Source organism: Proteus sp. G2300, assembly GCF_009915965.1.
Classification (GTDB): Bacteria; Pseudomonadota; Gammaproteobacteria; order Enterobacterales; family Enterobacteriaceae; genus Proteus; species Proteus vulgaris.
Map to the genome: position 1 here is coordinate 109,305 of NZ_JAABNK010000004.1, position 24,324 is coordinate 133,628.

The 24,324-nt window shown below is 44.5% G+C and carries 26 protein-coding genes; 10 read left to right on the plus strand and 16 right to left on the minus strand.

Annotation, left to right across the window (positions count from 1 at the left end; genetic code table 11):
- The first annotated feature begins 144 nt into the window (after positions 1–144).
- Genes GWI97_RS01820 through GWI97_RS01830 form a run of 3 tightly spaced genes read left to right on the plus strand, consistent with a single transcriptional unit; the run spans position 145 to position 2,046 of the window.
- Positions 145–531 carry a hypothetical protein gene (locus GWI97_RS01820; protein ID WP_060780120.1) on the plus strand — a complete coding sequence of 129 codons (387 nt, stop codon included), beginning with the start codon at positions 145–147 and terminating at the stop codon, positions 529–531.
- The gene (locus tag GWI97_RS01825) at positions 524–1,687 is read left to right on the plus strand and encodes a hypothetical protein (RefSeq protein WP_096875210.1); all 1,164 of its coding nucleotides are present in this window, start codon (positions 524–526) and stop codon (positions 1,685–1,687) included. The genes GWI97_RS01820 and GWI97_RS01825 overlap by 8 nt, the downstream gene beginning before the upstream one ends.
- A gap of 2 nt (positions 1,688–1,689) precedes the next feature.
- A complete protein-coding gene (locus GWI97_RS01830; protein ID WP_096875211.1) occupies positions 1,690–2,046 on the plus strand; it encodes a hypothetical protein in 357 nt (118 codons plus the stop codon).
- Positions 2,047–2,117: 71 nt separating this feature from the next.
- Here GWI97_RS01830 and GWI97_RS01835 read toward each other — a convergent pair whose 3' ends face one another.
- The 9 genes from GWI97_RS01835 to GWI97_RS01875 all read right to left on the minus strand — a co-directional run bounded on the left by GWI97_RS01835 (position 2,118) and on the right by GWI97_RS01875 (position 12,245).
- Positions 2,118–2,783, minus strand: a complete 666-nt coding sequence (locus tag GWI97_RS01835; protein WP_141396079.1) for a hypothetical protein — start codon at positions 2,781–2,783, stop codon at positions 2,118–2,120.
- Between the two features lie 133 nt (positions 2,784–2,916).
- The gene (locus GWI97_RS18160) at positions 2,917–3,306 is read right to left on the minus strand and encodes an ABC transporter substrate-binding protein (RefSeq protein WP_096875213.1); all 390 of its coding nucleotides are present in this window, start codon (positions 3,304–3,306) and stop codon (positions 2,917–2,919) included.
- A gap of 31 nt (positions 3,307–3,337) precedes the next feature.
- Entirely contained in the window at positions 3,338–4,150 is an 813-nt protein-coding gene (locus GWI97_RS01840) for a hypothetical protein (protein WP_096875214.1), read from the minus strand.
- Between the two features lie 12 nt (positions 4,151–4,162).
- Positions 4,163–4,306, minus strand: a complete 144-nt coding sequence (locus GWI97_RS18165) for a hypothetical protein (protein ID WP_202609391.1) — start codon at positions 4,304–4,306, stop codon at positions 4,163–4,165.
- Between the two features lie 488 nt (positions 4,307–4,794).
- Positions 4,795–6,318, minus strand: coding sequence for a hypothetical protein (locus GWI97_RS01855; RefSeq protein WP_202609392.1), 1,524 nt, complete (start codon positions 6,316–6,318; stop codon positions 4,795–4,797).
- 99 nt (positions 6,319–6,417) lie between these two features.
- Positions 6,418–9,528, minus strand: a complete 3,111-nt coding sequence (gene mobF, locus GWI97_RS01860) for a MobF family relaxase (RefSeq protein WP_161751816.1) — start codon at positions 9,526–9,528, stop codon at positions 6,418–6,420.
- Complete coding sequence (locus tag GWI97_RS01865; protein WP_096875219.1) at positions 9,525–11,501, minus strand: type IV secretion system DNA-binding domain-containing protein; 1,977 nt, start codon at positions 11,499–11,501, stop codon at positions 9,525–9,527. Before GWI97_RS01865 ends, mobF begins: the two co-directional genes overlap by 4 nt.
- Positions 11,488–11,844: a hypothetical protein gene (locus tag GWI97_RS01870; protein ID WP_010377289.1), complete on the minus strand. Its 357-nt coding sequence runs from the start codon at positions 11,842–11,844 to the stop codon at positions 11,488–11,490. The genes GWI97_RS01865 and GWI97_RS01870 overlap by 14 nt, the downstream gene beginning before the upstream one ends.
- Before the next feature lie 11 nt (positions 11,845–11,855).
- Positions 11,856–12,245, minus strand: coding sequence for a hypothetical protein (locus GWI97_RS01875; RefSeq protein WP_113608687.1), 390 nt, complete (start codon positions 12,243–12,245; stop codon positions 11,856–11,858).
- A 417-nt stretch (positions 12,246–12,662) separates the two neighbouring features.
- On the opposite strand from GWI97_RS01875, the gene GWI97_RS01880 reads away from it, so the two are divergent.
- Positions 12,663–13,001, plus strand: coding sequence for a hypothetical protein (locus tag GWI97_RS01880; protein WP_109402161.1), 339 nt, complete (start codon positions 12,663–12,665; stop codon positions 12,999–13,001).
- 96 nt (positions 13,002–13,097) lie between these two features.
- Here the strand turns inward: GWI97_RS01880 and GWI97_RS01885 are convergent, their stop codons facing one another.
- Positions 13,098–14,720, minus strand: a complete 1,623-nt coding sequence (locus GWI97_RS01885) for a hypothetical protein (protein WP_161751817.1) — start codon at positions 14,718–14,720, stop codon at positions 13,098–13,100.
- A 66-nt stretch (positions 14,721–14,786) separates the two neighbouring features.
- Between GWI97_RS01885 and GWI97_RS01890 the strand changes: the two genes are divergently transcribed.
- The gene (locus GWI97_RS01890) at positions 14,787–16,088 is read left to right on the plus strand and encodes a site-specific DNA-methyltransferase (protein WP_109402163.1); all 1,302 of its coding nucleotides are present in this window, start codon (positions 14,787–14,789) and stop codon (positions 16,086–16,088) included.
- Positions 16,089–16,398: 310 nt separating this feature from the next.
- Here the strand turns inward: GWI97_RS01890 and GWI97_RS01895 are convergent, their stop codons facing one another.
- From GWI97_RS01895 to GWI97_RS01910, 5 genes are all read right to left on the minus strand, one after another.
- Positions 16,399–17,163: a hypothetical protein gene (locus GWI97_RS01895; RefSeq protein ID WP_039508500.1), complete on the minus strand. Its 765-nt coding sequence runs from the start codon at positions 17,161–17,163 to the stop codon at positions 16,399–16,401.
- Positions 17,150–18,061, minus strand: coding sequence for a helicase RepA family protein (locus GWI97_RS01900; protein ID WP_227003155.1), 912 nt, complete (start codon positions 18,059–18,061; stop codon positions 17,150–17,152). The genes GWI97_RS01895 and GWI97_RS01900 overlap by 14 nt, the downstream gene beginning before the upstream one ends.
- Positions 18,058–18,297, minus strand: a complete 240-nt coding sequence (locus tag GWI97_RS01905; RefSeq protein WP_161751818.1) for a hypothetical protein — start codon at positions 18,295–18,297, stop codon at positions 18,058–18,060. Before GWI97_RS01905 ends, GWI97_RS01900 begins: the two co-directional genes overlap by 4 nt.
- A 187-nt stretch (positions 18,298–18,484) precedes the next feature.
- Positions 18,485–18,610: a hypothetical protein gene (locus GWI97_RS18465; protein ID WP_272927548.1), complete on the minus strand. Its 126-nt coding sequence runs from the start codon at positions 18,608–18,610 to the stop codon at positions 18,485–18,487.
- A gap of 11 nt (positions 18,611–18,621) precedes the next feature.
- Positions 18,622–19,188, minus strand: a complete 567-nt coding sequence (locus tag GWI97_RS01910; protein WP_161751819.1) for a hypothetical protein — start codon at positions 19,186–19,188, stop codon at positions 18,622–18,624.
- Positions 19,189–19,564: 376 nt separating this feature from the next.
- Here GWI97_RS01910 and GWI97_RS01915 point away from each other — a divergent pair, with 376 nt between their 5' ends.
- The 3 genes from GWI97_RS01915 to GWI97_RS01930 all read left to right on the plus strand — a co-directional run bounded on the left by GWI97_RS01915 (position 19,565) and on the right by GWI97_RS01930 (position 23,254).
- Positions 19,565–20,191: a hypothetical protein gene (locus GWI97_RS01915; protein ID WP_202609393.1), complete on the plus strand. Its 627-nt coding sequence runs from the start codon at positions 19,565–19,567 to the stop codon at positions 20,189–20,191.
- Between the two features lie 429 nt (positions 20,192–20,620).
- Positions 20,621–22,729, plus strand: coding sequence for a hypothetical protein (locus GWI97_RS01925; protein WP_161751821.1), 2,109 nt, complete (start codon positions 20,621–20,623; stop codon positions 22,727–22,729).
- A gap of 114 nt (positions 22,730–22,843) precedes the next feature.
- On the plus strand, positions 22,844–23,254 hold the full coding sequence (locus GWI97_RS01930; protein WP_161751822.1) for a hypothetical protein: 411 nt from the start codon (positions 22,844–22,846) through the stop codon (positions 23,252–23,254).
- Positions 23,255–23,311: 57 nt separating this feature from the next.
- Here GWI97_RS01930 and GWI97_RS18170 read toward each other — a convergent pair whose 3' ends face one another.
- Positions 23,312–23,452 (minus strand): hypothetical protein, encoded by a 141-nt coding sequence (locus GWI97_RS18170; RefSeq protein ID WP_202609394.1) that lies wholly within the window; start codon positions 23,450–23,452, stop codon positions 23,312–23,314.
- A 267-nt stretch (positions 23,453–23,719) separates the two neighbouring features.
- Between GWI97_RS18170 and GWI97_RS01935 the strand changes: the two genes are divergently transcribed.
- Together GWI97_RS01935 and GWI97_RS01940 are read left to right on the plus strand one after the other, a co-directional pair.
- Complete coding sequence (locus GWI97_RS01935; protein ID WP_024703479.1) at positions 23,720–23,968, plus strand: helix-turn-helix transcriptional regulator; 249 nt, start codon at positions 23,720–23,722, stop codon at positions 23,966–23,968.
- A complete protein-coding gene (locus GWI97_RS01940) occupies positions 23,955–24,188 on the plus strand; it encodes a helix-turn-helix transcriptional regulator (protein WP_115389827.1) in 234 nt (77 codons plus the stop codon). The genes GWI97_RS01935 and GWI97_RS01940 overlap by 14 nt, the downstream gene beginning before the upstream one ends.
- The last annotated feature ends 136 nt before the right edge of the window (positions 24,189–24,324 follow it).

The following is a 24,324-nucleotide window of genomic DNA, read 5'->3' on the forward strand; positions in this document are numbered from 1 at the left end:
GTAACACCAACCTAAGTCAAAATCTGGAAATTCCCTTCTGACTCTACAGACAACACATTTGTCCAAATCGGGCAGTTTGGCGTGCCAATATCGGCAGTTATCAGCGGGATAATGGCTCCGTTCACTAAGCACGGAGTTATTTTTATGAAGTTAAATGGCATTGAACTGCTCAATTTAGCTGTAGCACATGAGCTAAAAGAAGTTTGGGTCGTCAGGTTAGATCCACCCGATCAGCCCGGTAATCGAGGGCCCGATGGAGACCTGCTCTGGCCGGAGGTTTTGCTGTGCAAAAATTCTGACGATGCTACTCATTTGGCTGAGTACCTAAGCAAAGCAGCCTTTGATGATTTTTCTGATTTTATGGCCGCCGAAGAAGATGGGGAAATCCATTCAGTACCTCAGGATGCAGATCAGTACATAGTTGCGCTCTGTAAAAGCATTCAAAGGTACAGATACGCATGGCTGGTAGAGCCAAGCATCAAAAGCATCTCACAAATCACATTGCTCAAGGAGGCTTTTCAACATGATTAAAAAGTCATTGAGTTTGCTGGCCTTTGCATTAATTGCATACTCAAACATTACACTTGCTCAGGAAAGCGCCACTGTGGGCCAAAAATCCTCACAGGAAAAGCGCACCCAAAAAGAAACCACGTTGAACGATGAGACCAGTATGGAGTTACAACGCCAAAAGGGAGAGGAAGCAAGAAAAGGTGAGGAAAAACGAGACACGACTTCCACGTCAGTTCGAAATGCAAGCGAAGCTTCATCTAGGCAGCAATATCAAAATACTCGCCGTCTTTCAGTAAAAACAGCACCACTTTCTATGATCGTGGAGCTATTTGCCTATGTCGAAAAAGGCAAATCTATAAGAGGGAAAACAGCAAACCTCATCAGAAATTGTTCGCTCATTACAAACCCACAAGCGCCACAATTTCCAGAGCTAGAACCCAAACCCCTAGTTACAAGCGTTCAAGCCTGTATGGCCTGGAACAAAGAAAAAACACTGGGACAATGCAAGGTTGAGTTGCAGCAGGCAGCTTTCAACTGGGCGACCACTGGCATGCCTTCATCCATAAGAGTTCCATCTGAACGACTGAAAAGAGAAGGTGTTTGCTGGGCAGTCTACGGACTTGTAGCAGAAGCAACGCTGGATGAAATATCAAGCGGGATTTCGCTCAACGGAAGTGGCAAGTCAGCGATAAAAATGGCGCTTGCCAAGGCAATGAGTAAACAGCTCATACGTAATGACTTACCAGAAAAGGCCTTGAAGATAGTAGATAGACAATTTGGAAGGAACTGCGTAGTGCCATCTACACGAGGGTATCAGTATGAAGGAAAATACGAATGGTCTTGTGGCTCTTTTTCTGCTGATCCAAAAAATCTGTCAGCTTCAATCGGCGAGTTCACTGTCTTTGGCCGAGGAAACTCACTCTTTGGAGAGTCATGGGAGCTGGAGACATCATTAAATCACGACACTCTCTTTTCATTATCGACTACCAGAACTAACTCAAAAGAAGCATCAACGTCTAATGCTCATTATGCAAGTACCGACAACCGCTCATCCAAGTCCCGTAATCTTTCAATGAGAACTTCCGAGCGCTTACAAACTGAGGAAGCATCCAATCTCAGCAACTCCACGGAGGCAAGCTTCACAGTGTCTCAGCCAGGCATAAAAGGGGGTAATTAAAAATGAAATCTGTACTGTATGGCATCATCATTGCCTGCCCAATAACAGCCATCGTGATCTACTTTGCCTTAACTGGTAGGCAGGAAGTTCTCATCCAACAAAAAACACATGAAGTTCAACAACAAATTCGCTCGGAAGAGTTTCATCGTGACTTCTCCAAGGCTTGGTCTGAGTTTGATCTACCCAACCAGCATGATAAGGCCCTTCTCTCGTCGGAAAATGCTGAACGGAACGAGCGAATAAAGCAGCTCAAAAAACTTCGCTCTCAGTTGGAAGCGGCTAACGGTGAGTCAATGGATGACCTCAAAGGAGACTTAGCGGAGATGAGAAAAGCGTTAAAAGAAGCCGATAAAAATTAAATTAAAAGCCACATTCTCACCTTCTACCTATATGTTGTAGTAGTAAACGGAATGTGGCCTTCCAATTTTATCTACACTTCATTCTTTTCAGTAAATGAATGGTATGCGGCACAGTATGCGTCCCGATCTAATATTGCGTCTCTTATAAACGCAGGATATAGCTTCAGTGCAGCACAGTAAGACTCCCAGTATATGCCTTCTGTTCCTCTTGGATTCTCTGGCACACCACTCTTTACTATATCGAGAGCTTGTTCTGCGGTGAAAGTTATTCTATGACCTTCTAACTCTTCAACATTGGCAACGATCACGCGGCCATTTTCTACTAATTTTATAAATGGCTGTAAGGTTAAGCATATTGGCTCAAACTGGTCCCAACGCAACATTTCAATTCGCCCATCACTATTCTTAATAAAGCGACTGACATCCGTTTCAAACATGCAGCGCTCTGCTGATGAATAAGGCGCTGGAGGCTTATAGCCTAAAACTTGCTCCCTCCATTTTATGTAGTCGTTTTTACAATCACTGTAACTGAATTGCTGGCTGCGCCTTATTTTTAAGCACACATCTATATCACCAAATTTTTCACCACCTCTAGCCAAACTGCCGACTAATGCAGCCTCTTCTATTTCATAGTAGGAAGAGTAAAGCTCATTCCAATCATTCAGCCTTTCTAAAACACCTTGCAGCTTTTTGTAAGCAACTGCTTTGCTTACCTTAGATCTATAGTTCTTTGGCACGGCAATCCTCATATTATGGTCATTAGAAGCACCTTTACTCGAACATACACCAAAGCCGGATAAATTTTAAGCCACCATAAATGACAAAAAAGGCAGGTTAATCTGCCTTTTTAAAGTGGGATAGGAATGATTATTATTTTGTCTTATCCGGTTTTAGCGCTACAAGTTCCTCTAATGGACTAGGCCCTGTAAGGCTAAAATTAATCACCGCCGGATTATTGTAACGAACATCAGAGAGGTCCAGATATAATCCCTCTTGACTCTCTCCTGTTACATTCTCTAGGCAACGTCGAGATTCCAAGTCAAGAGCAGTCATATATTTCTGTTCATTACTTTGAGGACCGAGCGCCATGGTAATGAGACAGTCTTTTCCATGCTCAATCTTGTAAGTAACATTAATAGTGTCACCACTTGCTGGGAACTTAAAAACCATAAGTGAAGCGTCGTTAATTCCAGGCTTTGTCGCACACCCAGCCAAAGAGAGCATAGATGCGGTTGCCACTGCTAAGATTGCTTTTTTCATTTCAGTTTCCTCATTTATTTGAATGTAATTCTCAACGACCAATTGACTGGTTTTTGTCGCGGTCGATTCTTTTTTCACTGTGTTGTTGGTGCTGAATTGACGATGCAGCTTGGCGTTCTTTTTCTCTCGATTGAGCCTGGGATATGGATTTTTGATGTTCTGGGCGAGGTTGATATTGGCTGTACTCTTTCTTGGCAGAATGAGATAGCTTGTTATAGGTACTAACTATCAGCTTATCAGCCTCCTTCTGTTGGCCGCTTTGTTCCAACCGTTTGGCATTGCTTATCGCATCTGACATCAGTCCATGCCGCTGTTCTGTTTTGACCTCTAGTTGAAGGCGGGATAACTCAACACCTAGCGCCTTTGTCATTTTCCCAATATCTTTTTTTAGTTCCTGGGCAGCTTGTTGCTGCTTAGCGTTATCTGACTCAAAAAAGATTTTCTGGATAGCCTTTGCAGCCATCCACACCATGGCACCTGCTGCTTCAGTGAAAATATCGTTCTCCAGGTAACCTCTTTGATAGTTAGAGAGCGTTTTAGAGAGCCAGTTATCTTGATTTGGTTTTTCGTGCCCCATGCTTTCAACTTGCTTTATTAGCAACTGGACAGAATCAACAATTTTCATCTGCTGCTCAGATAGCTGTCGATACTGCTCATTCATATGAGCATGATCAAAAACGCTAGTTTTAATCTGCTCATCTTTAATAGGATGACTATTCATACTTTGCACAATTGACTTAGCCGCCGATTCAAGCTGCCCAACCAACTTGTTAGGGTCAGAGACATCAGCTTTGCTAAGTTCTTGATAGAGCGCCGCAACTTTCGCTTTTTCGTTCAATTCCATTCCAATTACCTCTTAATGATGATGTTTTACATGTAGATTTCCATTAACCCACTCTGCGCTAATGAAATTATTGGGCTCGGTAATGTGTTCAAAATGGCTAGCTGACGCCTCTATGTCTGCATGAAAGCGCTCGATATCAGCCTGATAAGTCCGCATTTCATCCACAAGACTGGACAGTTGAGAGTACAGATCAGGGGTGGGCTTTCTTCTGAAAATCTTTCTGAAAATACTGATAATCATTGAGTCCCCCTTTGATACCAAGAAGCAATAGGTTCGAAGTGATCTCCCCACTCCATGATCTTCAAAAAGTCATCGGTGTTATCGACTCTGGCGAGTCCACAATATGTTTTCGTGTATCGACCATCGAGGCACTTCAATACCGTGAAATGAAGAGGTTCACCAGATTCTGCTCTTGCAGCGGTTACACCTCGTCTTTGATGAATGTGAGCGTCATTTATTGGAAGTACCAGTCCGTTAACTTGAATCTCTGCCGCCATAGTGTCCTCATTTATCTTTACTCTCTTTGAGCTAATATTTTCTCAGGTGAGCAAGTTTTAGATGGCACGGCAAAGTGCCCAATTTGGACAAAAAAGAAAGGGGCCTGAGCCCCCTAAATAATGAATGGAGAAGTTGAATTCGATGATCTAGCGTTTGTGTTCGCCAGCTTCTATCTGTTCGCGAGAGAAGACTGTGGGACAACGTGACAGATCCGGTTTGCCATAGCCATTCACAGCCTCTGCCCTGCTACATATGTAGGCATCAAACCGACCTGCGGCTTGCATCATTTTTTCCTTGGCCTTCATTGATTCGCTTGCCTTTTCTAGGTAATCACAGGCAGGATAAGACCACGTTGCGAGTCCTGAATGGCCTGCCGCATATGTAGAGCAGGTTTCCCTCTCCGTGACTTTCTCTGTGTAACTTGCAATACCACTTCCTTTTTTCTGGAGTTGAGTCTGAATAGTTGAGTTGTGCTGGTACGGACCGGGATAGCTCCAATAGGGCACCTGATAGTTGTTGAATGCAGGAGAGTACACCGACATAAACCCACGAAGCCCCTCGCTTTCGCCAGCAATGTAATCAGCAATACGTTTCCAGTTACCGTCTGTCCATTTCAAACAATGGTAACCTCCATCCGCTTGACGAGGTTTAGCTCCCAGCGCGATAGCGAGCTCATCAATTTCGATGTCACTATCCTGGCTGCTATTATCTGTACCAAACGCTGCACACATACCACCCACGTGCATTACGGATATGACACTGGAGCGGCCTATGGCGTACGGTTTGATATCAAACGCATCAAAGTATCCAGTTCGTTGATAATTATAGAAGTTGGCAGCAATCATATTCATTGCTCCAGATCTGGATTGCATGTTTAACACATCACGAGACATTTTAAGCGCACTATCCCAACCAACTCGCGACGCCGCTGCCGCAATAAGGCTGCCCATCACATCATTATCATGAGCCGAGATAGTGTATTGAACAGATGAAACTGGAGTCCGCACTGCACAGTATTCGTAATATTCATTAAAGGCTAAATCCTTACGCGCTTGTGGAGCGGCTGTATTGTGCTTCACCAAGAATTTATCCAAGCTCAGTTCCTGACCGTTCTCCGTACACTCACTACCTCCGTTGATTAGACAACGCTCATAAAGCTCAACCGTGCTTTTGAAAGAGGCAACGTTGGTAAGCGCATAATGGTCGATAAAATCGTCTACTGAGAACAGTTGACCAGAATCATTGAAGCAATCATGGAATCCATACTTCATAGCCTTATCTGCTTCGTCGGAATAGCGATCTATTTTTGAAAAATTCACCTTCCTTTCTTTTTGGCGTCGCTCATCGTTGGCTGTACGAATGCGTTCTAGGGCTGCTGATTGATAACCCGGCTCTAGCAACGCCTCGGTCCAAGAGTTAAAGGTTTGCCACTCGGCACCTAAATTTGCCACCATCTTAGCTGCCGAGTTGAATGCCTCCTCACTGCCGAAGTCTTCCTGTCTGAATCCAACGAGTTTCATGTCGGCTAGTGCCGCTTGTGTGTCCGGATCTGTTTTTTCAATTTTCTGGACCGACGTATCTGTCTTAGTCTTGCCGGCGATGTTAGGCATGGTCGCGGAGCAACCTGCCAGTGCAGTCATTACAACTATTGACGTAAAAAGAACTTTCACTTTTAGATCTCCCTTTTGGTTCTGTATCCATTCCATTTTCAAATAAAAGGGCAGTCTAGCCAGTACGCCAAACTGCCCTTTTTGGACAATAGACCGCAATTATCTAGTTAGACTGCGTTCACTGTCGCCTCTTGATATACCTTTAGCCTGAGATTTACCTGTTGTCTGCGTTGACGAGCGTCCTGACTCTGGTTGTTGCCATAGCTTATCAATCAAGTGATCCAGCGGTTCCAGAGACTGGTAACGGCTTTCCTTAGCCGTCTGTTTTTGACCTGATCGTTGCTCTACAGCTCGAACCAGCCCTTCTTTTGAATCGGTATAGAGATACACGCGGTCCTTTGCTCTTGATATCTGCACATAGAACTGTTCCGTGTTCAATAAAGCTTCTCGGTTGGTTTCAGCGTGCACAAACACGTTCTGGGCTGTCTTACCTTGGGCAGCGTGAACAGTCATGGCGTAACCGTGATCCCAATGGGAATTAGCCAGCTTGGACATATCAAACTCACCAGTTTTACCATTTGAAAGTCTGAAGGTTACGTTCGTGCCTTCTATCTTCTCAACAGTGGCCGTGTCATTGTTCAATCGTCCAGTTGGCTTATCATTATCACGCCACACGATCTTCTCACCAACGGCCAAACCACTTTCAGTTAGGTTGAACATCTGGATATTCTTGGCCGCATAGCGTTCAGGGGAGAAGCGAATCAGCTCAACCTGCTCATTGGCCCCAAACTTCTTAAGCAAGATATCGTGATTGTCTCGATCAACAACCTGATAATACAGGCCCTTCTTGATGCCCTCACGCTTGAAGCTGCGCGCAAACCGGACGATTTGCCCATTTTGATACGATGTCACCACACGCCGTTCAGCTTCGGTTGCATCGACTGGTGATAGCTGGTTAGTACGCAGCTCTTCGCCCAGAGCACCTTCTTTTTTTAGGGCGTCACGAACTAATTCATTCGTGCGACGACGGCCCTCACGGCTTGGTTCGAGGATAATGCTTTTAGCTCGTTCCTCCCGTGCGAGAGCCATGTAGTCCTTCACAAGCTCTTGTCTGCGGACTTCACCACTTTTCTCATGGTCGATCTTTCCGCTTTTTTTACGAGAGACCATTTCCTTTATCGTGCTACCGCTCTCCTCTAATCGACTGAGAGCGTGAGAGGCATTCTTCATAAGGGAGAGATACACCGCATCCCGAGTACCTCGGTTCGTCTGCCGAACGATTTCTTCCAGATGGTAGGTTTCCATCCCATGGTTCTGTAGCTGCCGAAACGCTGCGCCAGCCTCAACTGAGGCGAGCTGCCGGACATCTCCCGTCAGAATGACGCGAGCACCAACTTGACCAGCCCGCTCTAGCAGGTCACGCATCAGCTTAGTTCCCACCATACTGGCCTCATCGACCACCCATAGCTGCGGATTTTTTTGCAGACCCTTGGTAAGCTCCTCCCACTCTCCCTGCAACTCTGTTCGTTCGTAACGGAGTTCGTCGAGCCGTTTTTGATAGAGCGGTGAATTTTCGGGAATACGAACCCCATTTTTTTCATCCACATACGGATTGGCGAGGGCTTTTTCGATTTGCTCTAACCGCTTATTAATTTTGTCGATCTGGGCACGAGTTTTCCGTTCTTGAACCCACTCGTTGCGGTTTTGTGCTAGAAAAGACTGAATCGTTCCAGACTGAATTCCAGCACCCTCTATCAGACTCTGACCAGCAGAATTCGTAGGTGTGAGCCCCCTCACGTCATACCCCATCTCCCTCGCTGTATCAGCTACGGTTCGTAAGACGGAGGTAGTTTTAGCCGTACCAGCGAACCCTTGCGCTCCGACGATCCGGTTCTCGGTAAGCAGAATGCCCTCCGTGGCTTTCCTTTGGTCAGCATTCCACTCATATCCAAGTTCATTCGCCTTCTCCTCGGCATTGGAAATGGCTACAGTCGCCTGCTCCCGGCTGCAAAATGCCTGAACGCGGTCGCGGCCAAGGTATTCCTCCTTGAGTACCTCATCCTCGATGTCGATGGCCGATTTCGACGTATATCCACGCACATCAATCTCTTGCTTGCTGACCTTATCAAAGGTTCTAACCGACTTCTCTATTAGCTGACCACTGCCGATTGCAGCATCAATCGCATTCTTTACATCAGAAAGTAGCACTCGCGATCCGGCATAACGGCTAGCCACTTTAACTAAATCGTGGTGCGTCCAAGATGTGTCACGCTCCCCAAGGTGTTCAGTCGCCCACATGACTGCTTCGTTGGCTAATTCAACCCGCGCCAAAATTGCCTCGGATTGCTGCTCCAGGGATGGGGTATTCTCCCGAGACAGAGCTATAACCCCTTCCAATTCTGCCAGCTTCTCTTCGCCCAATTCGGTATGCCAGCGATTCAGAAGCTCACCACGCTCAGCGGCGACTTTTCGATCCCGCGTGTCGAGCGTTGCAGTCTCCTTTTCCCCAGCCGTGGCCGTCTCGCGAGTCTTTCCCCTAGCCTCCAACGCATCTCCGATTGCCTCTGATCGTTTAGACAGTTCACGCACTGTATCTTTACTTACCCCTGCAATCTCCCAAGTCCCATCTTTACCCTGGTGCTCTAGTCGAAAGCCCAGTGAACCAACCTCTTGAGCGAGAAATTGACGGTAGACCAGACCAAGGTGCTTTTGGTCAATGAAGATTGGTTTATTCTCCGTTGAGCGCCACTGGCCGTCATTTCGCTGTGTTAAGTTCATTACCACGCAGTGTGTGTGAAGCTGAGGATCAAGGGCACGACTGGTTGTGTGTTTGAAAGTGGCTGCGACCAGCGAACCTGTTTTCTCGTATTCAACGGTATCCTTAGTACGGTTGCGATTCCTTGTGACAATATATTCGCTCTCTATATATTGAAGTACCGCTTGGACAGCCCGGTCATGGGCTTCGAGAAGCCGTTTGTCGCCTGCAACCTCTGCAAGAATAGAAACACTCTTAGGTGCCGAAAACGTAAGGTCGGTTCCTGGTTGGTGTTTCCATTCGCCGTCACGGAAAGTGCCAACCTGTTGACCGTCAGGGAGCCGTCCCTCCAAAAGTGATTTAAAGGTTTCTCTATCCACCTCACCAGCAAGGCCAAGAGTCTCAGAACCAGAACCTATCCATGTGGAAGGAGATAGCCCGTCTACATAGTAGTCATCATGCTCAAAGTAATGACCGGCAGCTCCGGCACTTTTAATAGAAGACGCAGACATCATGATTTTTTGCCTCCTTTTCCAAGCAGACCAAATACCAAATCATCATCCACTCCATCCGTTCCCAACACTGAATGTACTTCCTGTTCTATATCACTTAGGGCTGGTAATTGCCCTTTAGACACCTCAGTACCATGCTTATTGGAAAGTTCTTTCGGAACAAAGTTAGTATCAGCTTCCATTTTCATTGCTCTTGCAGCATTGAGCAGACGCATACCAACCGTCTCATTCTCATCACCTTGAATAAAACCGTCAGCGATCTTCGGAAGTCTCAAGAAAGGAATATCAATACGGGCTTTACTCTCCACGCCCCAAATTTTGGCAAAACAAGACAAATCAGGCAGGTCCATGATTTCACTGGGAAGAACAATTTTTCGGTTTTGGCGTTTAGAACTGACCCGAACACCGTCTCGAATGTCATCGGCGGAGTAGTTTAAGTCTTCATCAACTTCCTCACGCTCAGCTTCACCAAGTACTTTGGAGACCCATTCCGCAGTGTCGGCATTATTCAAACGGAAATGAAGCTGCGTGGAGCATAAGCCTAGTATGGTTCTAGAGGTGTTTTTCCCGAACTCTTCCTCTAATTGGTTTATTTCCTGAATACCCAAAACAACAGCGGCACCGAAGCCCCGCCCTTCAGCCATCAACATTGAAAGAGCAGGAATTTTTTTGAGGCTTGGTAGCTCATCGACAACAATCCAAAGAGTCCGCTCATTATTAACCCCGCGTGCCATCAACCCTTTGGCCGCAGCTTGTATCCAGGTCGAGATAAGCGGTTTCTGTATTTCTATTTCAGATTCTCGTACTGGTAAGAATAACCAACTATCATCGGAATTAGGTTCATCGCCTTCTGCTATCCAATCTCTTATAGAAAAGAACCCCTTTTTATTCTCTTCTTTCAACAGGCGAAGTGGACGAACACCATCTACGATGGTTGAACGAATACTTTCGAGAGTTCTCTCGTTATCTTCATTGAAATATGTCGCTGCTGGAGTACCTGCAACTAGTTCTTTGAGTAACTCAAGATCATTCCACGCTGTCGCCCGAAGAAGTGAAAGCAATGACTTCGGTCCGTCTAGATATAAATTCTGAAGTGCGGCAGAAACAACTGCTCTGGCTGCGGATGTGAAGAATTTATCAGAACCACTGTTACTATTAGAACTAGGTAAAAGTGTCTCAGATATCCAGTCTGCATCAAACGGTGAGGCCATTTCTTCCCATGGAGTCCATTGGTGTGAGCGGCTATCTGCCGGATTGAGTATGTGATCAATTCCGTCCCGGTAGAACATCTCTACGAACTCGCCTTTCTTGTCATATACCACGGCCCGGTCTCCACGAGCGCGAATAGCTTTAAGCAAATGAGTAAGTGCTGTAGATTTACCTGCCCCGGTGGTGCCACTAATCAAGGTATGCTTTTTTGAAAATCCTGTGGGTAAAGGGAAATCGCCGAGGGTTAAATCAGAAACACCATGCTTTTCTACGATTTCTCCTTTCAATTTTTCGGCTGAAACAAGTTTCGCACCTCGAATATATTTGTCTTCTTTGATCTCCTCACCTCTCTTAACTGCCTTCACAACAAGATAAACACCAATAGGCAAGTACAATACAAAGAGCGAAATGAAAGCCCATCCAAATGAACTGAGAAGATTAACAGCAGCTTCCTGGAATAGTGGTTCATTTATCACTACAGAGGATGGCAGAGAGTCGCGCCCATCTAGGGCAACACAGGTTCCTATAGTCACGCTTGAAAATGGTTGTACTAGTGCCTTCAATTGTGCCCAAAGATATGTACTAGCGTTTTGCAAAACACATTTATCGGCGTCTATCCAGAGGTATAACAGGCCACCGACAATCGCCAACAAAACACCAGGCAGAAAAATCCAAATTCCGCTGAATAACAACATCTGCTGGCTATGAAGCCATGTATCCGCACCCCGAACAAAGTCACCGACTCGACCTTTTCTAATCGTTGCCATTTTCAGCACCTCCAATGAAATACTCTCGCAAAGCATTTGTGCGGGCTGAAATGACCTGTTTAGCCTCAGCCATTTCATCCTCAGAGCAGGTCTTTTTAAGCAGAAAATCGGTGGTTGCTACGTTGATCGACAGCAGGTTAATTAACTGCTGATAAATCTCCTTCTGATCCACTTGTACGTTTCTGATTTCGTGCAGTGTTGAGTCATTATTTAACGCCTGCTCGATCAAAGACACCGCCGTTTTACTAACCGTTTGTCCCGATTCTTTAGCTAATTCCTTCAACAAAATATGAACTTGTCTCGGTGGATATATTTGTACGCGGTACGCCTTAGAAACTCCCATTGCAGTCCCCCTTATCCCTGATTCTCTTGTGTGTAACTCCCTTGCAACTCTGCATGTGCAGAGGCGCTGGGAGTCCCCTCAGAAGGCGCTACTGCGCCGGATGAGACAGACCACTCGCGGTGAGTGGGGTGTGGAGAAAAATCCGGGCAAAGCTCGGAGTTTTCTTGCTGTGAGATGGGGTCCCCGCTCGATAGAGCGGGGTGGATTGTTTCAACCATTCGCAGGAAAGAAATTGCCAATTTACGTGTCTCATACTCATGGTATTTCCTTGCCCTTAACATCAGGCTATTGGCGATCGATGTGATAGCTTGTTCTACAGATTTTGAATCCGATGCAGTCTCAAGAATTGAGAGAATTGAAGCGCCAGAACAATGCTGGCACTGCCGAGGATGGATTTTCATTCTTTATCTCCTGAGTGATGAATTTCAGGAGAGATTCTGGCCTTTAGATGTGTAAATCCCGGCACGCCAAACTGCCCAATTTGGACAAATCAGAAACTGGGTAAAAATAGGCAGGTATCATCCAAAAACCACCTTTTGATGGCTTTCTGATGTAGCGCAGCCACAACTTTCCTTGGTCGTCATCGAAAAGCAACCTATTGGTGGTGTTTTGGTGGTATTCAGCAGAGTTTAGGCCGTCTCAGTCCCTCAGAGTCATCGAAAAGCCACCTATTGGTGGTGTTTCGGTTGCATTCTGAAAGGTTAGGCCCCCCCCTAGACCTCAAAGTCATCAAAAATATCCCTACTGGTTGTTTTTTGTGTGTAACTGGGTATTAGTAGAAGTATGATCGAAACAATGAATGACTAAGGAGTGACTATATGGCTATGGCTGTACTTGAAATTCACGTTTTTAAAAGCAGTTTCCAGCCTGTAACCGCGCTTTTGAGGGAAGAAGGTCTTAATTGGTCCATGAAGCAACAACGTTCAGGAGAGATCCTAGCTTCATCTGGCATTCTTGAGGTAGCCTTAAATGCAAGTGCTTGGGCATCAATTGCCGCAGTACTGATAGCATTCATAAAAGCCAGGAATGGCCGTAAGGTAATCATCACAACTAAGGAACACAAAACCATTCATGTGGAAGGATTATCAGCTAAAGAACTTGAAAAACTCTTAGAGAAAACAGCTTGGATATCAGCTATCGATCCAAATTCTAAATAGAGTTCTGTAATTAGTGACGTGAAAAATAAATGATTTTGTTAAACGCTAAGCAACACTAAAAATGAGTTGCTTAGCCTACAATATTTTCTATTTTAACTACCGTCGCTTAAAGACCCCCTCATCTAACAGCCATTCAATATCATCAGAGAAAACTGGTGCTGTGATTAAACATTGTTTGCATATAGAACAAACAAGATGAGACAGTTCTGACTCAAGTATAGCTTGATTTGCGCCATAGCCAGGTACAAGCAAGTATTTAAGAGTCGCTCTTTGAACATCGGTTATTTCGTATGAATTATTCGCAGCGACATCCAAAATTAACAGTCTTCTGGCTATGTCTATTCTACTCGGAACAATTTCCAACCTATTTCCATTTTCTAAAACATAACCATGATCATTACATACAGACGCTATCCGATTTATTTCTTCGACCGGATAACCATCTTCTTTTAGTGCGAAAGTAACAGATTCTTTTGAGCCATCTTCACTCATTAGAATTGCGTGTTCAAACTCTACAGGAGTTAGAAACTCAATATTTTGTAACTCTCGTCGCAACCTTACTAAAATGCTTTTCACTTGGAAAAAAGAGGCAGTATCTTCAAATGACAACATATGAGCAAGGTCGCCACGTAATGATGCGTAATAACCTGCGCCATCAAGATATTCCACAAATCTAGCGGATGGATATTTCTCTAAAGTGAATGTTCTAGAGCTTTGTGTTTGGTCTACAACTTTATGAGAAACGCTTCCAGAATCACCCGCATAAAACTGTGATTGAATAAATAGCTTAGGCCTAGGCTCCCAGCCGTCTATTTTATATGGAAGTATAAAATCATATGCACGTGTCTTCTTTTTCCTTTTGCCATCTTCAACAATTTCTTCCTCGCCTATGGTTACATCATTAACGTTGAAGTCAGAGTTAGGGCGAAGGCCCATTCCTACGAGTTTTTCTCGAAGAATATCTTCTGTAATGTGACCACCAGAAGCAGACACACTCCCTCTGACTTTGAAGATTGTACAAGAGTTAAGAAGATATTTTCCTAGTGGTAACTCGCTCGGAAGCCTATTCAAGTCCATATAAGAGCGGCAAATTGCCCAAAACTGCATTGCTTCTTCATAATCTTCCAGGATAAGGCTTGTATACTCTTTAAGCAATATTCGTAGATAAAGTTTCAAGTCAAACACAGGCTCTGTTCTAACCGAGGAAGCATATTTTGTGTGAGAGCCGACAAAGCATGAGGCTAGAGATTTTGCAATAAAATCAGATTTTGTTGTTGATGGAATTTCATTCAACCGATACTTAATCACCTTTGATGACGAACCTCTCTTTGGAATCAGAGGTTTTATATCATCTTCTTTCAGCTTTATAAGAAAGTGATTTTTAAGGTTATTATCTGTAGCACCAGACGTCAAAAATAGCAGATTAAAAAATGATTCATAAAAATTAGCTATATTTTGTTCATCATCAATAAATGATTCACCAACAATTAGTTCATTGCTGGCACTTATTACTGCATCACACAAGTTCTCAATATTGCACGATTGATAGCTAGAGAAGTTATCAAGGTAACATGATATCGATTGGATACACTCGCAGAGAGAATTTATCTCAGTGTTGAATTTTTCACTATCTTTGATTCTCTCGAGCTTCGCAGTAAGCCATTGATCAAACTCCGCTAACTGCTCCGAAGTTTCAAGATTTTTAGTACGAAGCCGCATCCTTTATCCTTCTGTTAAAATTAGAACTAAATCTTGCTATAATAGCCCGAATAGAGAGGGTTTGACATGTTATCAATAATAGATTTAAAAATCAGCAAGTTAGAGAGAGATCTTGGGTTTGAGCCTCAGCATCACCTGCCTCTTCGTGAGAGGGAAGTCTGCGATGCTGTACAAGAACTGCGCGAAGCTGACACAACCCTCTTTGTTGGCGACAACTTGCCATATCTTAAAGAAATGGCGTTACACCGCTCTGGGATTGTGGACTTTTGTTACATTGATCCTCCGTACAATACAGGCTCGAAATTTCTATACAATGATTCTAGGAAATCTGATTCTAGTGGGCATTTTGGTACTCACTCGGGTTGGATGATGTTTATGCTGCCTCGTCTAGTTGCTGCTAGAGAGATATTAAAGGACTCAGGCGTTATAGCTATTAGTATTGATGACTATGAATGCGCCTACCTTAAGATACTTATGGATTGCATCTTTGGAGAGGAAAACTTCATCGGTAATGTAATCGTATGTAGATCGAAAAATGGTAAAGGAAGCAAAAAGAATCTTGCATCCGCCCATGAGTATTTGATGATTTATGGAAAATCGGACAAAGCATATCTTCGCGGCCAGGCTGATGCAACAAGCTACGATAAGCAAGATAAATTTGGTAAATATCGCGTCGATGGACTTTTCCGTAAGAAGGGGGAAGCTAGCCTAAAATCAGATAGACCAAATATGTTCTACCCACTTTATTATAATCCTGAAAGTGGGGAGGTTTCAGTTGATCCTGTTGATGGATGGAAGATCACCTATCCCGTAGATTCAAAAGGTATCGATAGACGCTGGCTCTGGGGAGCCGACACTGCGAGAGAAAGAGCTTGGCAGCTTTACGCTAGTAAAAATGGAGTTATTTACGTAAAAAATTACTCTGGAGATGCTGCGAAGGAAAAGAGAACGAAAGTTCGCTCTCTTTGGAGTGAGACGGACTTCTACACAGAGAGAGCTACAAATGAAATTAATAAGCTATTCGGCGGGAAGGTGTTTGATACGCCTAAACCACTTTCTTACATAAAAAAAATAATTGATGTTTGCTCATCTGATAATGCCCTTATCCTCGACTTTTTTGCTGGTTCGGGGACGACTGCTCACGCAGTTGCGGAACTGAATGAAACTGACAGCGCGAAAAGAAGATGTATTCTGATGGAATCTGACTGTGAAATTCCAGTCAAACATCTAGCAAGAAAAATGGGGTTTAATAAAATCTCAGACATTACAGAGAAAAGGCTCCATTTGGTCAGTGAGAAATATAGTAACTTCAGATTTCAAGTTATTGAATTACAAGAAAATATAAGGCGTGAAAATTACAGAGCCTAGCGAATAAAGGGCGATCATTTACCGCCCTTCAGCATTCTTTTCAACCGTTTGAGAAGTTCGAAGAATCCCCTTAGCCAGTATGGTAAGGGGAAAGGCTTTGCAAGGCCAGAGAGCTTAGCGGTTAGCCGAACGCCATAAAGGCGGAAGGCTATGCCGCCCTGAATATACTGAATATCCTAAAGATACTGCCAAAATCGGGCCGTTGTGGCACACAACCGGGCCACTATGGCACGCTATCGGGCCGCAGTGACACGCTATCGGGCCGTTGTGACACGTTTTTCTCAGCATCTTCTCAGCACAATAAATCCAATCAGGCCGCTGTGGCACGCATTATCCGAGTTGCGGTTTCGCATAACTCAATGCCCACCATCTTTAAACCCTCTCTATCTTCCTTCAACCGTCGTCGGCCATTGCGCAGATCCATGCTTGTAATATTCTGTCCATACACAGCTCGCAGTAGAGTGTCAGTGTACCAGCCACCACTTGGATTGTTTTGATGGGTTAACACATGACGAGCTACAGCTTGACTAACCCCATGTTGAAGTCGTGCTATAGGTCCAGGTGAGTAGTATAGATTGAGGTCTCGCTCTAGGAGCATTACTAGAGCAATGCCTAGTCTTACTCGCCAGAGGTGGCGCTCACCACCTGTAAGTGGGTTGTAACGCGTTTTAGGTGAAGGGATCACGTGATCGATCAGCCCACCAATAATCCGATCTCCTGACAGCTCAAACTCTGGCGTGACAATTTCAACTGTTGCACTTCTAAGGTCTTTTAACAACGACTGTAGACGAGACAAACTGTAGTTATGATCAGACAAAATTCGACGGACTTTGGCGGGGTCAACCAATAACTCAATACCCCCGTCAGAAATCTCTCTCTTACGCTCTGCTGTGTACATTATTGCCTCAACCACATCAGCATGTCGTTGCCCTAAGCGGCCATTGACGCGACAACGACCGAACGATGTTGTGATCCAATCGCCTTGCATTTCCCTTGGGCGTAACGACGGCTGATATAACATGACTCGCGCTTGTAATACTGTGCTGGTAGGCACGACTTCATTACCAGTCATTATCACCTCCAACAACTTTGCTTAAACGCGGCTTCCCATATTTCTCCTTCATCGTCGATTTTGAAGAGCCCCCATACGAAAGCTGCGCTGGTTGTAGCACACCCCCAGGACCCCTTTGGAACCATCGATCTTCTATCGGTGCGGAATAATTGATCTTTGGGAATGACAGTCGTACAAAGTTACGGCGGCAATTTTCATCGATGTTGAATTGTTTAGCCTGCTCTAGAGTCATTCCGATCAAATTCGCCTGAAATCGAGCGTTATCTGTCAGAACTGAGCTGCCCCTACTGGCTTGCTGAGCATCACCACCATTCAGTGCTCCAGCTTTGCTGGTGTGGTGAAGAAATAGCACTGTTGTTGAGTTCTCACGGCAAAGTTGCTCCATGTAGGCTAGCAGTCCAGCCATATGGCCGCCGTCATTCTCATCCAGTTTGTGAAAGCGCCGCAACGTATCAAAGATGACTAGCCGTGCATTACGAGTGACGTTGGCAAGCCAGCGCCGCCATTCTATCGTCATCACATCCACGCCACAGCCAACAAGGGGAGCGACATGTAGGTTAGTAAATACTGTTTCCTTCTCTATTTCTTTAAGGCGTTCACCGATGGAATAAAAACGCCCATTAAGCACATCGGATGGATCTTCACCTGTGAGGAATACAACTCGGCCAGCAGTTCGCTGCCATGCTGTGTCCATGCCAGAGAAATCAAGCATGTCAGGGCCACCTGATACTGTGATGGCAGCTTGTAATGCAAGCATCGTTTTCCCTGTCGCGCCAGGCGATACAAGTGCCCCCACAGTACCTGATTTGAAACCTGGCAATACAAAATCGAGCGGGGCAGGCTCATGTTCTACGGCGTGTCGCAGGTCGAGCCACGAAAAATTTTCCATGAATTCGCTCATGCAACACCTCCAGCTTTTGCAGCTTGGATAGAGGATGTCTTGATACGACGATTAATTTCAGCTTCTACGGCTAGATTTACACATGCGGTGGACAGTTTTGTTGCACGAGCAATGGATAAGCACACATAAGCACGATGAGAAGAATAGCCACTTGCAGCCGCCACATCGAGCATCAATGAAAATGGTTCCGACGAAACAATCTTGCGGAAATAAGAAGGGTGAATTTGTACGTTCATGACAAACCTCAACAGTATATGGTTGAGGCGCGGGTTCTCGCTGTTGCACGAGAGTCATGAGAGCATACTGATTTCTCAGGTAATGTCCGCCTCCCTGCGCCATATGGGGAGACTTGCGGCGGGAAACTATGGCCGCTGACCCAAATTAGTATGCTGTTTTTATATAGCGGCCAGCTACCGCAAGCGATTAAAAGCTGGATACAATGATTGCTGACACAATCTTGCCAAAAATTTTAATAATGTCCACTCCAAGCAGACTTGCGATTACTAAGCCAGCAATTACCATTTCAATTTTTGTAATTTGTGTGTACATAACAAATCTCCTCAAAATAACGGTTGTTGGTCACCAGGTTTAGGACGGGCAGCAATATGGCCCAGTCTGTGTCCACTTTTTGGATGCTCCCAATTTTTCTTTCCACAAACAGGGCAGCATTTACTGACAACTTTATCTCTCAAACCTGGCCCACTAAAAACTTCACTTTTACAATGTACACATTCAACAAAAAAAGCCTCGCCACTTTTTATTTCTTTACATGCTTTGTAAAAGCCAGAAATATCAAAGTCTTTTTCACTTCTTAACCACTCAGATGATTTTATAACAGCTTCTATGTGAGGCATTTTTTCACTCAGCTCACAGTAAACATGAATTGCTGCGGAATATTTTATCCAGGCTGACTTTGAGAGAATATCTTGCCCATAAGTTGCCCGACTACATTCCTTAATGGATAAGTCCTCCCTTATTTTTCTAATTTGCTTATAGGTAAAGGAGGTCTCTTCCATAACTATGGAAGTAGAAAACCCTTTTTTCACAAGATAATAGCCAAAAGCCCAGCGATTAAGGTGATGATTACCTGGCAGGAACGGTAGTGGTTTGAATACATCGGAACGCATAAAGCCCCCTGTTCAAAGTTTAAAACAATGAACAAGCGAGACCCCATGCCTTACTTGGTGTCCCAAACACAAATCATGAATGGGCTGTTTGATGTGCGAAAGAATAAATCCTTACGCTAATGAAAATGCTGTTTAAAGGCCAGCTACCGTTGTTTAAATAATATCAAGACGGGGGGAGTTGTCAACAACTCTAAAAACAAAATTAGTCAATCATTTCATTGGGTTAAGTTTGTTACGTCAGAACAAATTTCAATTACTGTAATTATCATAATTACGATAATACCGTAATTATCGTAATCCTAATCCTTTTTCCATTTTGTCCAAATTGGGCAGTTTGGCGTGCCAAATTATCAGGTAATAACCATCAAAATTCTCCATGCGAAAACGCATTTCTATTCAAATGGAGATACAACAAATGCAAGTTTTTAAATACACCGCCCTGTCAGTAGTTATTTCCCTATCGTCCGCCGCTGCTTTTGCTGGTACAGGGACAGGAACTTCTCAAATTTCAGCAACCCCGCCAGCTCTCTCTGTGGTTGAGATTCAACCATACACAATGACGTTGGAACGCCTGCCGGGAGCCGCCCCAACTGGCGGGTTCTCTTTAAAAAGTTGGGCGACTTACTTGGCGCAAAATCCGGAAGACACTGTACAGCCCGGTTGCTTGAAAGTCGCTGGAGATATGAATAAATCGATCGGGATTACCATCACTAACCTGTCAAATCCCACAGCGCCGGGTGGAGCAACCTTAAGCTTCTCTGGAACACCAAAAATCAACCTAACTACTTCAACTGTTGACTGCGCAGATGCGATTTCCAAAACAAGTACAGGCGTCGGTATAAACGCGGCACCAGTTGCAGCAACTACTTCTGCGTCAGGTGAACTCTACATCGCGTGGTCATACCGCCAACCAGCAACAGCAAGCAGCGGATACATGCAGCTCAGCACCTGGGAGGAAGGGATCTTTTCCGGAACGGTCGATATCACCGTCGATTACCAATAAATCCAAAGTGTCAGGGCCAGCAAATCGTTGGCCCTGACCATTGCTATTCACTGAGGTCCTCATGAAGCCCTTTACTAATTCAATCATGATGGTGACGCTAGCAGTTCTTCTATCAGCACCCGCGACTGCATTTCAACTTAAAGCCCATGACGTAGAGATCAGTCGTAAGTCAACGACTGAAATCCCAGTATCAAATACCCTAAATTCGTCAATAATAGTGAAAATCATCCCACCAGATGGGGTACAAGTATTTCCCCGACGCTTCCAACTGCTGCCAGGAGAGCGGCAAGTAGTAAAAGCTCGAGAGAGAGATGGGAAAGTCTTATCTCAAAACGCAAAGATGGCATTTTCCTATGCCGTACAAAGCGAAGAAAAACAAGGCGTTCACTCGAGAATCACGCTCAGACTCCCAGTTAGGGAGGTGTCCCGATGAAGAAAAAACTTTCACATGTGAAAGTTTTTGTCCCCACTGTCTTGGCCGCAGCTTTCACACTCACAGCTTCACCAACACGTGCGGATAACTACCTGATGAAGTTTGTCGTGAACGGACAAAACAAGGGGGAATACCTTGTTTCTCGTGAAGTAGATAGCGCCATTGCTGAACCAGGGCTATGGCATGCTGCTGGTGTAAACACAACAGCATCACTTCCCTTGGAAAGGTTAAACAATCTTGGTCATGCCAAAATTGTTTGGTCAGAACAAACCATCTACTTTTACCCACGCAAAAACGCAGCCAAAGCCAGAAAGGTCAAACCAGAGGTTACAATTGAGCCAAATGTATCCAATCTGGATGTAAAATCCTTTGACTACTTTCTCACCTATCAAAGCAAAGGTGATATTTCGGGTAGCATCACGGGAACAGGCCGCGTCGCAGATCTCGATGTTGATGTTAGAGCAGGGTTAGGAGGGCAAGAATCATATTTCTCCAGCCAGTGGCACGACGAGGAGAACAGCAATGTCAAAGACATTGAAGTCGGTCGTGTTCAGCGTTACGGGCTGGATGGTTTCTCACTCACGAATGAAAGTAGCCTTGCCACTGGATCATTTTCTAATGACCAAATTGAGCTTTATTGGCCTGTTGGAACACGGGTAGATGTATACCGTGACGGGACCTATTTACAATCCTTGGTTCTGGATAGTGAGCCGTTCTCTTACAAAATCGAGCTGAGTTACAGTAATAATCAATATAAATTCTATGCGGTTTTACCTGACGGTAGAACAGACACTAAAACAATCGAGAGAGCCATTTCAGGGCGGCTTGCTCCAGTAGGAGGCCTAAATTATCAAGTAGCTGTAGGCAAATCTCCAACCACTGATGAAAGCAAGTTAATTGGACGCTTGAGCTACGGGATGACCAATGAATTGTCACTTTTCGCTGGTCAGGATGAGCAGGAAAGACAGTATTTTTCCGCTTTATATTCAAGTGATAACTTTTCATTTGAGCCTGCTTGGTATGGCAGTAGTGGATACGCTCTGAGCGGTTCTTGGCAGGATGACAATCTTGCGATCTTTGGGCAATTAAGTGATTTAGACAACTATCAATTACGCTCTGTTAGTATTTCATCACGCTCTCTGTTCCAACCAACTATTCAGTATTCTTCCCGCACGCACGGCGGCTATGAAACTCAGGAAACGACGCTAAGCACGTATCACAGCACGCGCCTTGAGACACTGAATACATCACTTTCTTTATCTCCATACTATTCGAATAGTTTAGCCAATGGTGTCAGATCCAACATCTTTGGAGGGCGGATGCTTGCTAGCATGGAGGCGGGTTGGCAAGTTTTGGCGTCTTATGAGCACGAAAGTAAAGATATTAATGGTATTAGAGATATAGAACGTTTCAATGGAGAGATATCAAAACGATTCAGCTTGGGGCGTCTCACCTACCGCTATACGGCGAGCAATTTTGGTCATGGATGGGAAGGCCAGCAACAAAGCTTGCGTGCTGATCTTTGGAACTGGAAATTTGCAACTGTGTCTGCTTCGTTCAATCATTCGTCTGGTTGGGGTAACAACATTACTTTATCAGTCAGTGGTAGCTTTGGCCGCACGGGATTCTCAAGAACTCCTCAGCGAAATCAAGCTCAGTTGGAGCTATCAACCTGTGAAGATTTAAACCTTAACGGCATTTGTGAACCATCTGAGCCAGAAGTTGAAGGCATTAAAGCAACGGTCGCTGGGCGGGAAGTAGTAACACCAGCCATCATTGGTTCACTCACACCCTATCAAAGTTACACCATTCAGGTAGGTAGCGGCTTCAACTTGTCCCCTCGTTACAAAGCAGTTGAATCAACAAGATTAATTAGAGGCGGAGTAAATAGGTTGCGTTTACCGTTAACTGAAATTAGAGAAGTTGAAGGCCAGCTTGAGCGAGATGGAATTAGAGTTGCTCTTGTTGACACAGAAACGGGGAATGTTCTGGCAGAACAAACCACGGAATTTGGGGGATGGTATCTGTTTTATGCTCCATCTGGGCGCAAGGTCAAGGTTGTGGAAGAACCTGAGTTAAAACCGGCTAAAAACTTTCACATGTGAAAGTTTTCTAGTACCAAAAGTGACCGATTTGTCCAAAATGGGCACTTTGGCGTGCCAACTATGACTAGGTTTTGAGTAAAAATAGCTCTGTGTTAACCAACTTGGAGATTGGTCATGGCATATCATTTACATCTTAATTTTGAAAACAAAGAGTATTTTTTATCAGATGGCGCGTGGTCAACCAAAGAAACGATTCAGGGCCTTCTTCTGCCAATAGGTGCGTATCAACACGCCGATGAAAAAAGTGCATGGAATGCCGTCGATGAACTTAAACCTTTGGTAGATGAGATTCTTGATAAGGTTGAGATTGAGTGGAACGACTGGATGACTCAAAAGCCAACGATCATCTACAAGGAAGATGTTAAGTTATTGATAAGCAGGCTTAAAGAGGAATTTTATGTTAACTCATTCCACTCTTACTTAAACAATGGAAAATTTAGTGAACAACATAAGGAAAGGGCTAGTGAAGAGTTTTACGGGAATTTACCTCATCTCGAAGATGAAGGTTGGTTCAACTTCAGTTGAATCATGCTGAGGCACAAAAACTTTCACATGTGAAAGTTTTTTGTGCCTACTCCATCGTCAGCCGTCTGATTTATCGCCAGCGGCTGACGCCTCAGCCTTCTCATCAATATCTTTTATAATTTCCTTTGCTTTTTCATGAGCTTGCTGAACAACCTCCAGTTTCTCATGCTCAATGATTTCATCTAACGTTCTTGCCATAATGCTCTCCTTCTAAGTCCAAGCTATTATAAACTATAGATAATGAGTAACGAGAGGGATTATCTATGACACCGTTGATCTGGGGGATTTTGGGATTATTTGCCTTCTTTACAATAGTCACTATAGGTAGTCTGTACCTTTACAGTAAGCGGGATAAGCACTGAGCTAAATAACGCTCAATCTGTCCGTATTGGGCAGTTTGAGAGTCAATATACTGGAGGAACAAATGAGAAAATAACAGCAAGTAAAGTAAGTGAAGGGAAGAAAATGACTGAAAATCAACTTGCTGAAATGTTTGAGAACATCCGCTCATTAAAAGCCATGACAAAAGAGGTCATGACTATAAACGAGTGCGCACAATACACCGGGCTCTCCGTATCGTATCTCTACAAACTAACTCATAGAAAACTGATACCTTTTTTCAAACCGATGGGTAAACGTCTTTACTTCAAAAGAGCAGAAATAGATCAATGGTTGATGCGAAATAAGCAAGGGGGTATCTATGAAGCAAGCTAATAGATACGCTCCCCCGCGAGTAGACGAGCGTGGAGCACTTCTCTGCGCCTACCGTGAGTCCGAACGTTTTATAAAAGAGATCGAACGAGAGCGCATAACATCGATCAGCAGAACAACCTGGTGGAGACTAGAAAAAGCTGGTCAAGTCCCCAAAAGGAAAAGAGTTGGCGGCAGCACAGTCTGGCTGCTGTCGGACCTATTGGCATGGATGCAGAAGTAACAGAATAAAGGCAAGTCTTGCTGTATGATTGTGCTGAATGGTGCTCTAAGCTGGTGTTGTTTCGCTTTTGCCAAATGGTGAGTGAACTGGTAAGTGTGAACATTGAATCACGGCAAAAAATCAACCTAACCAATTG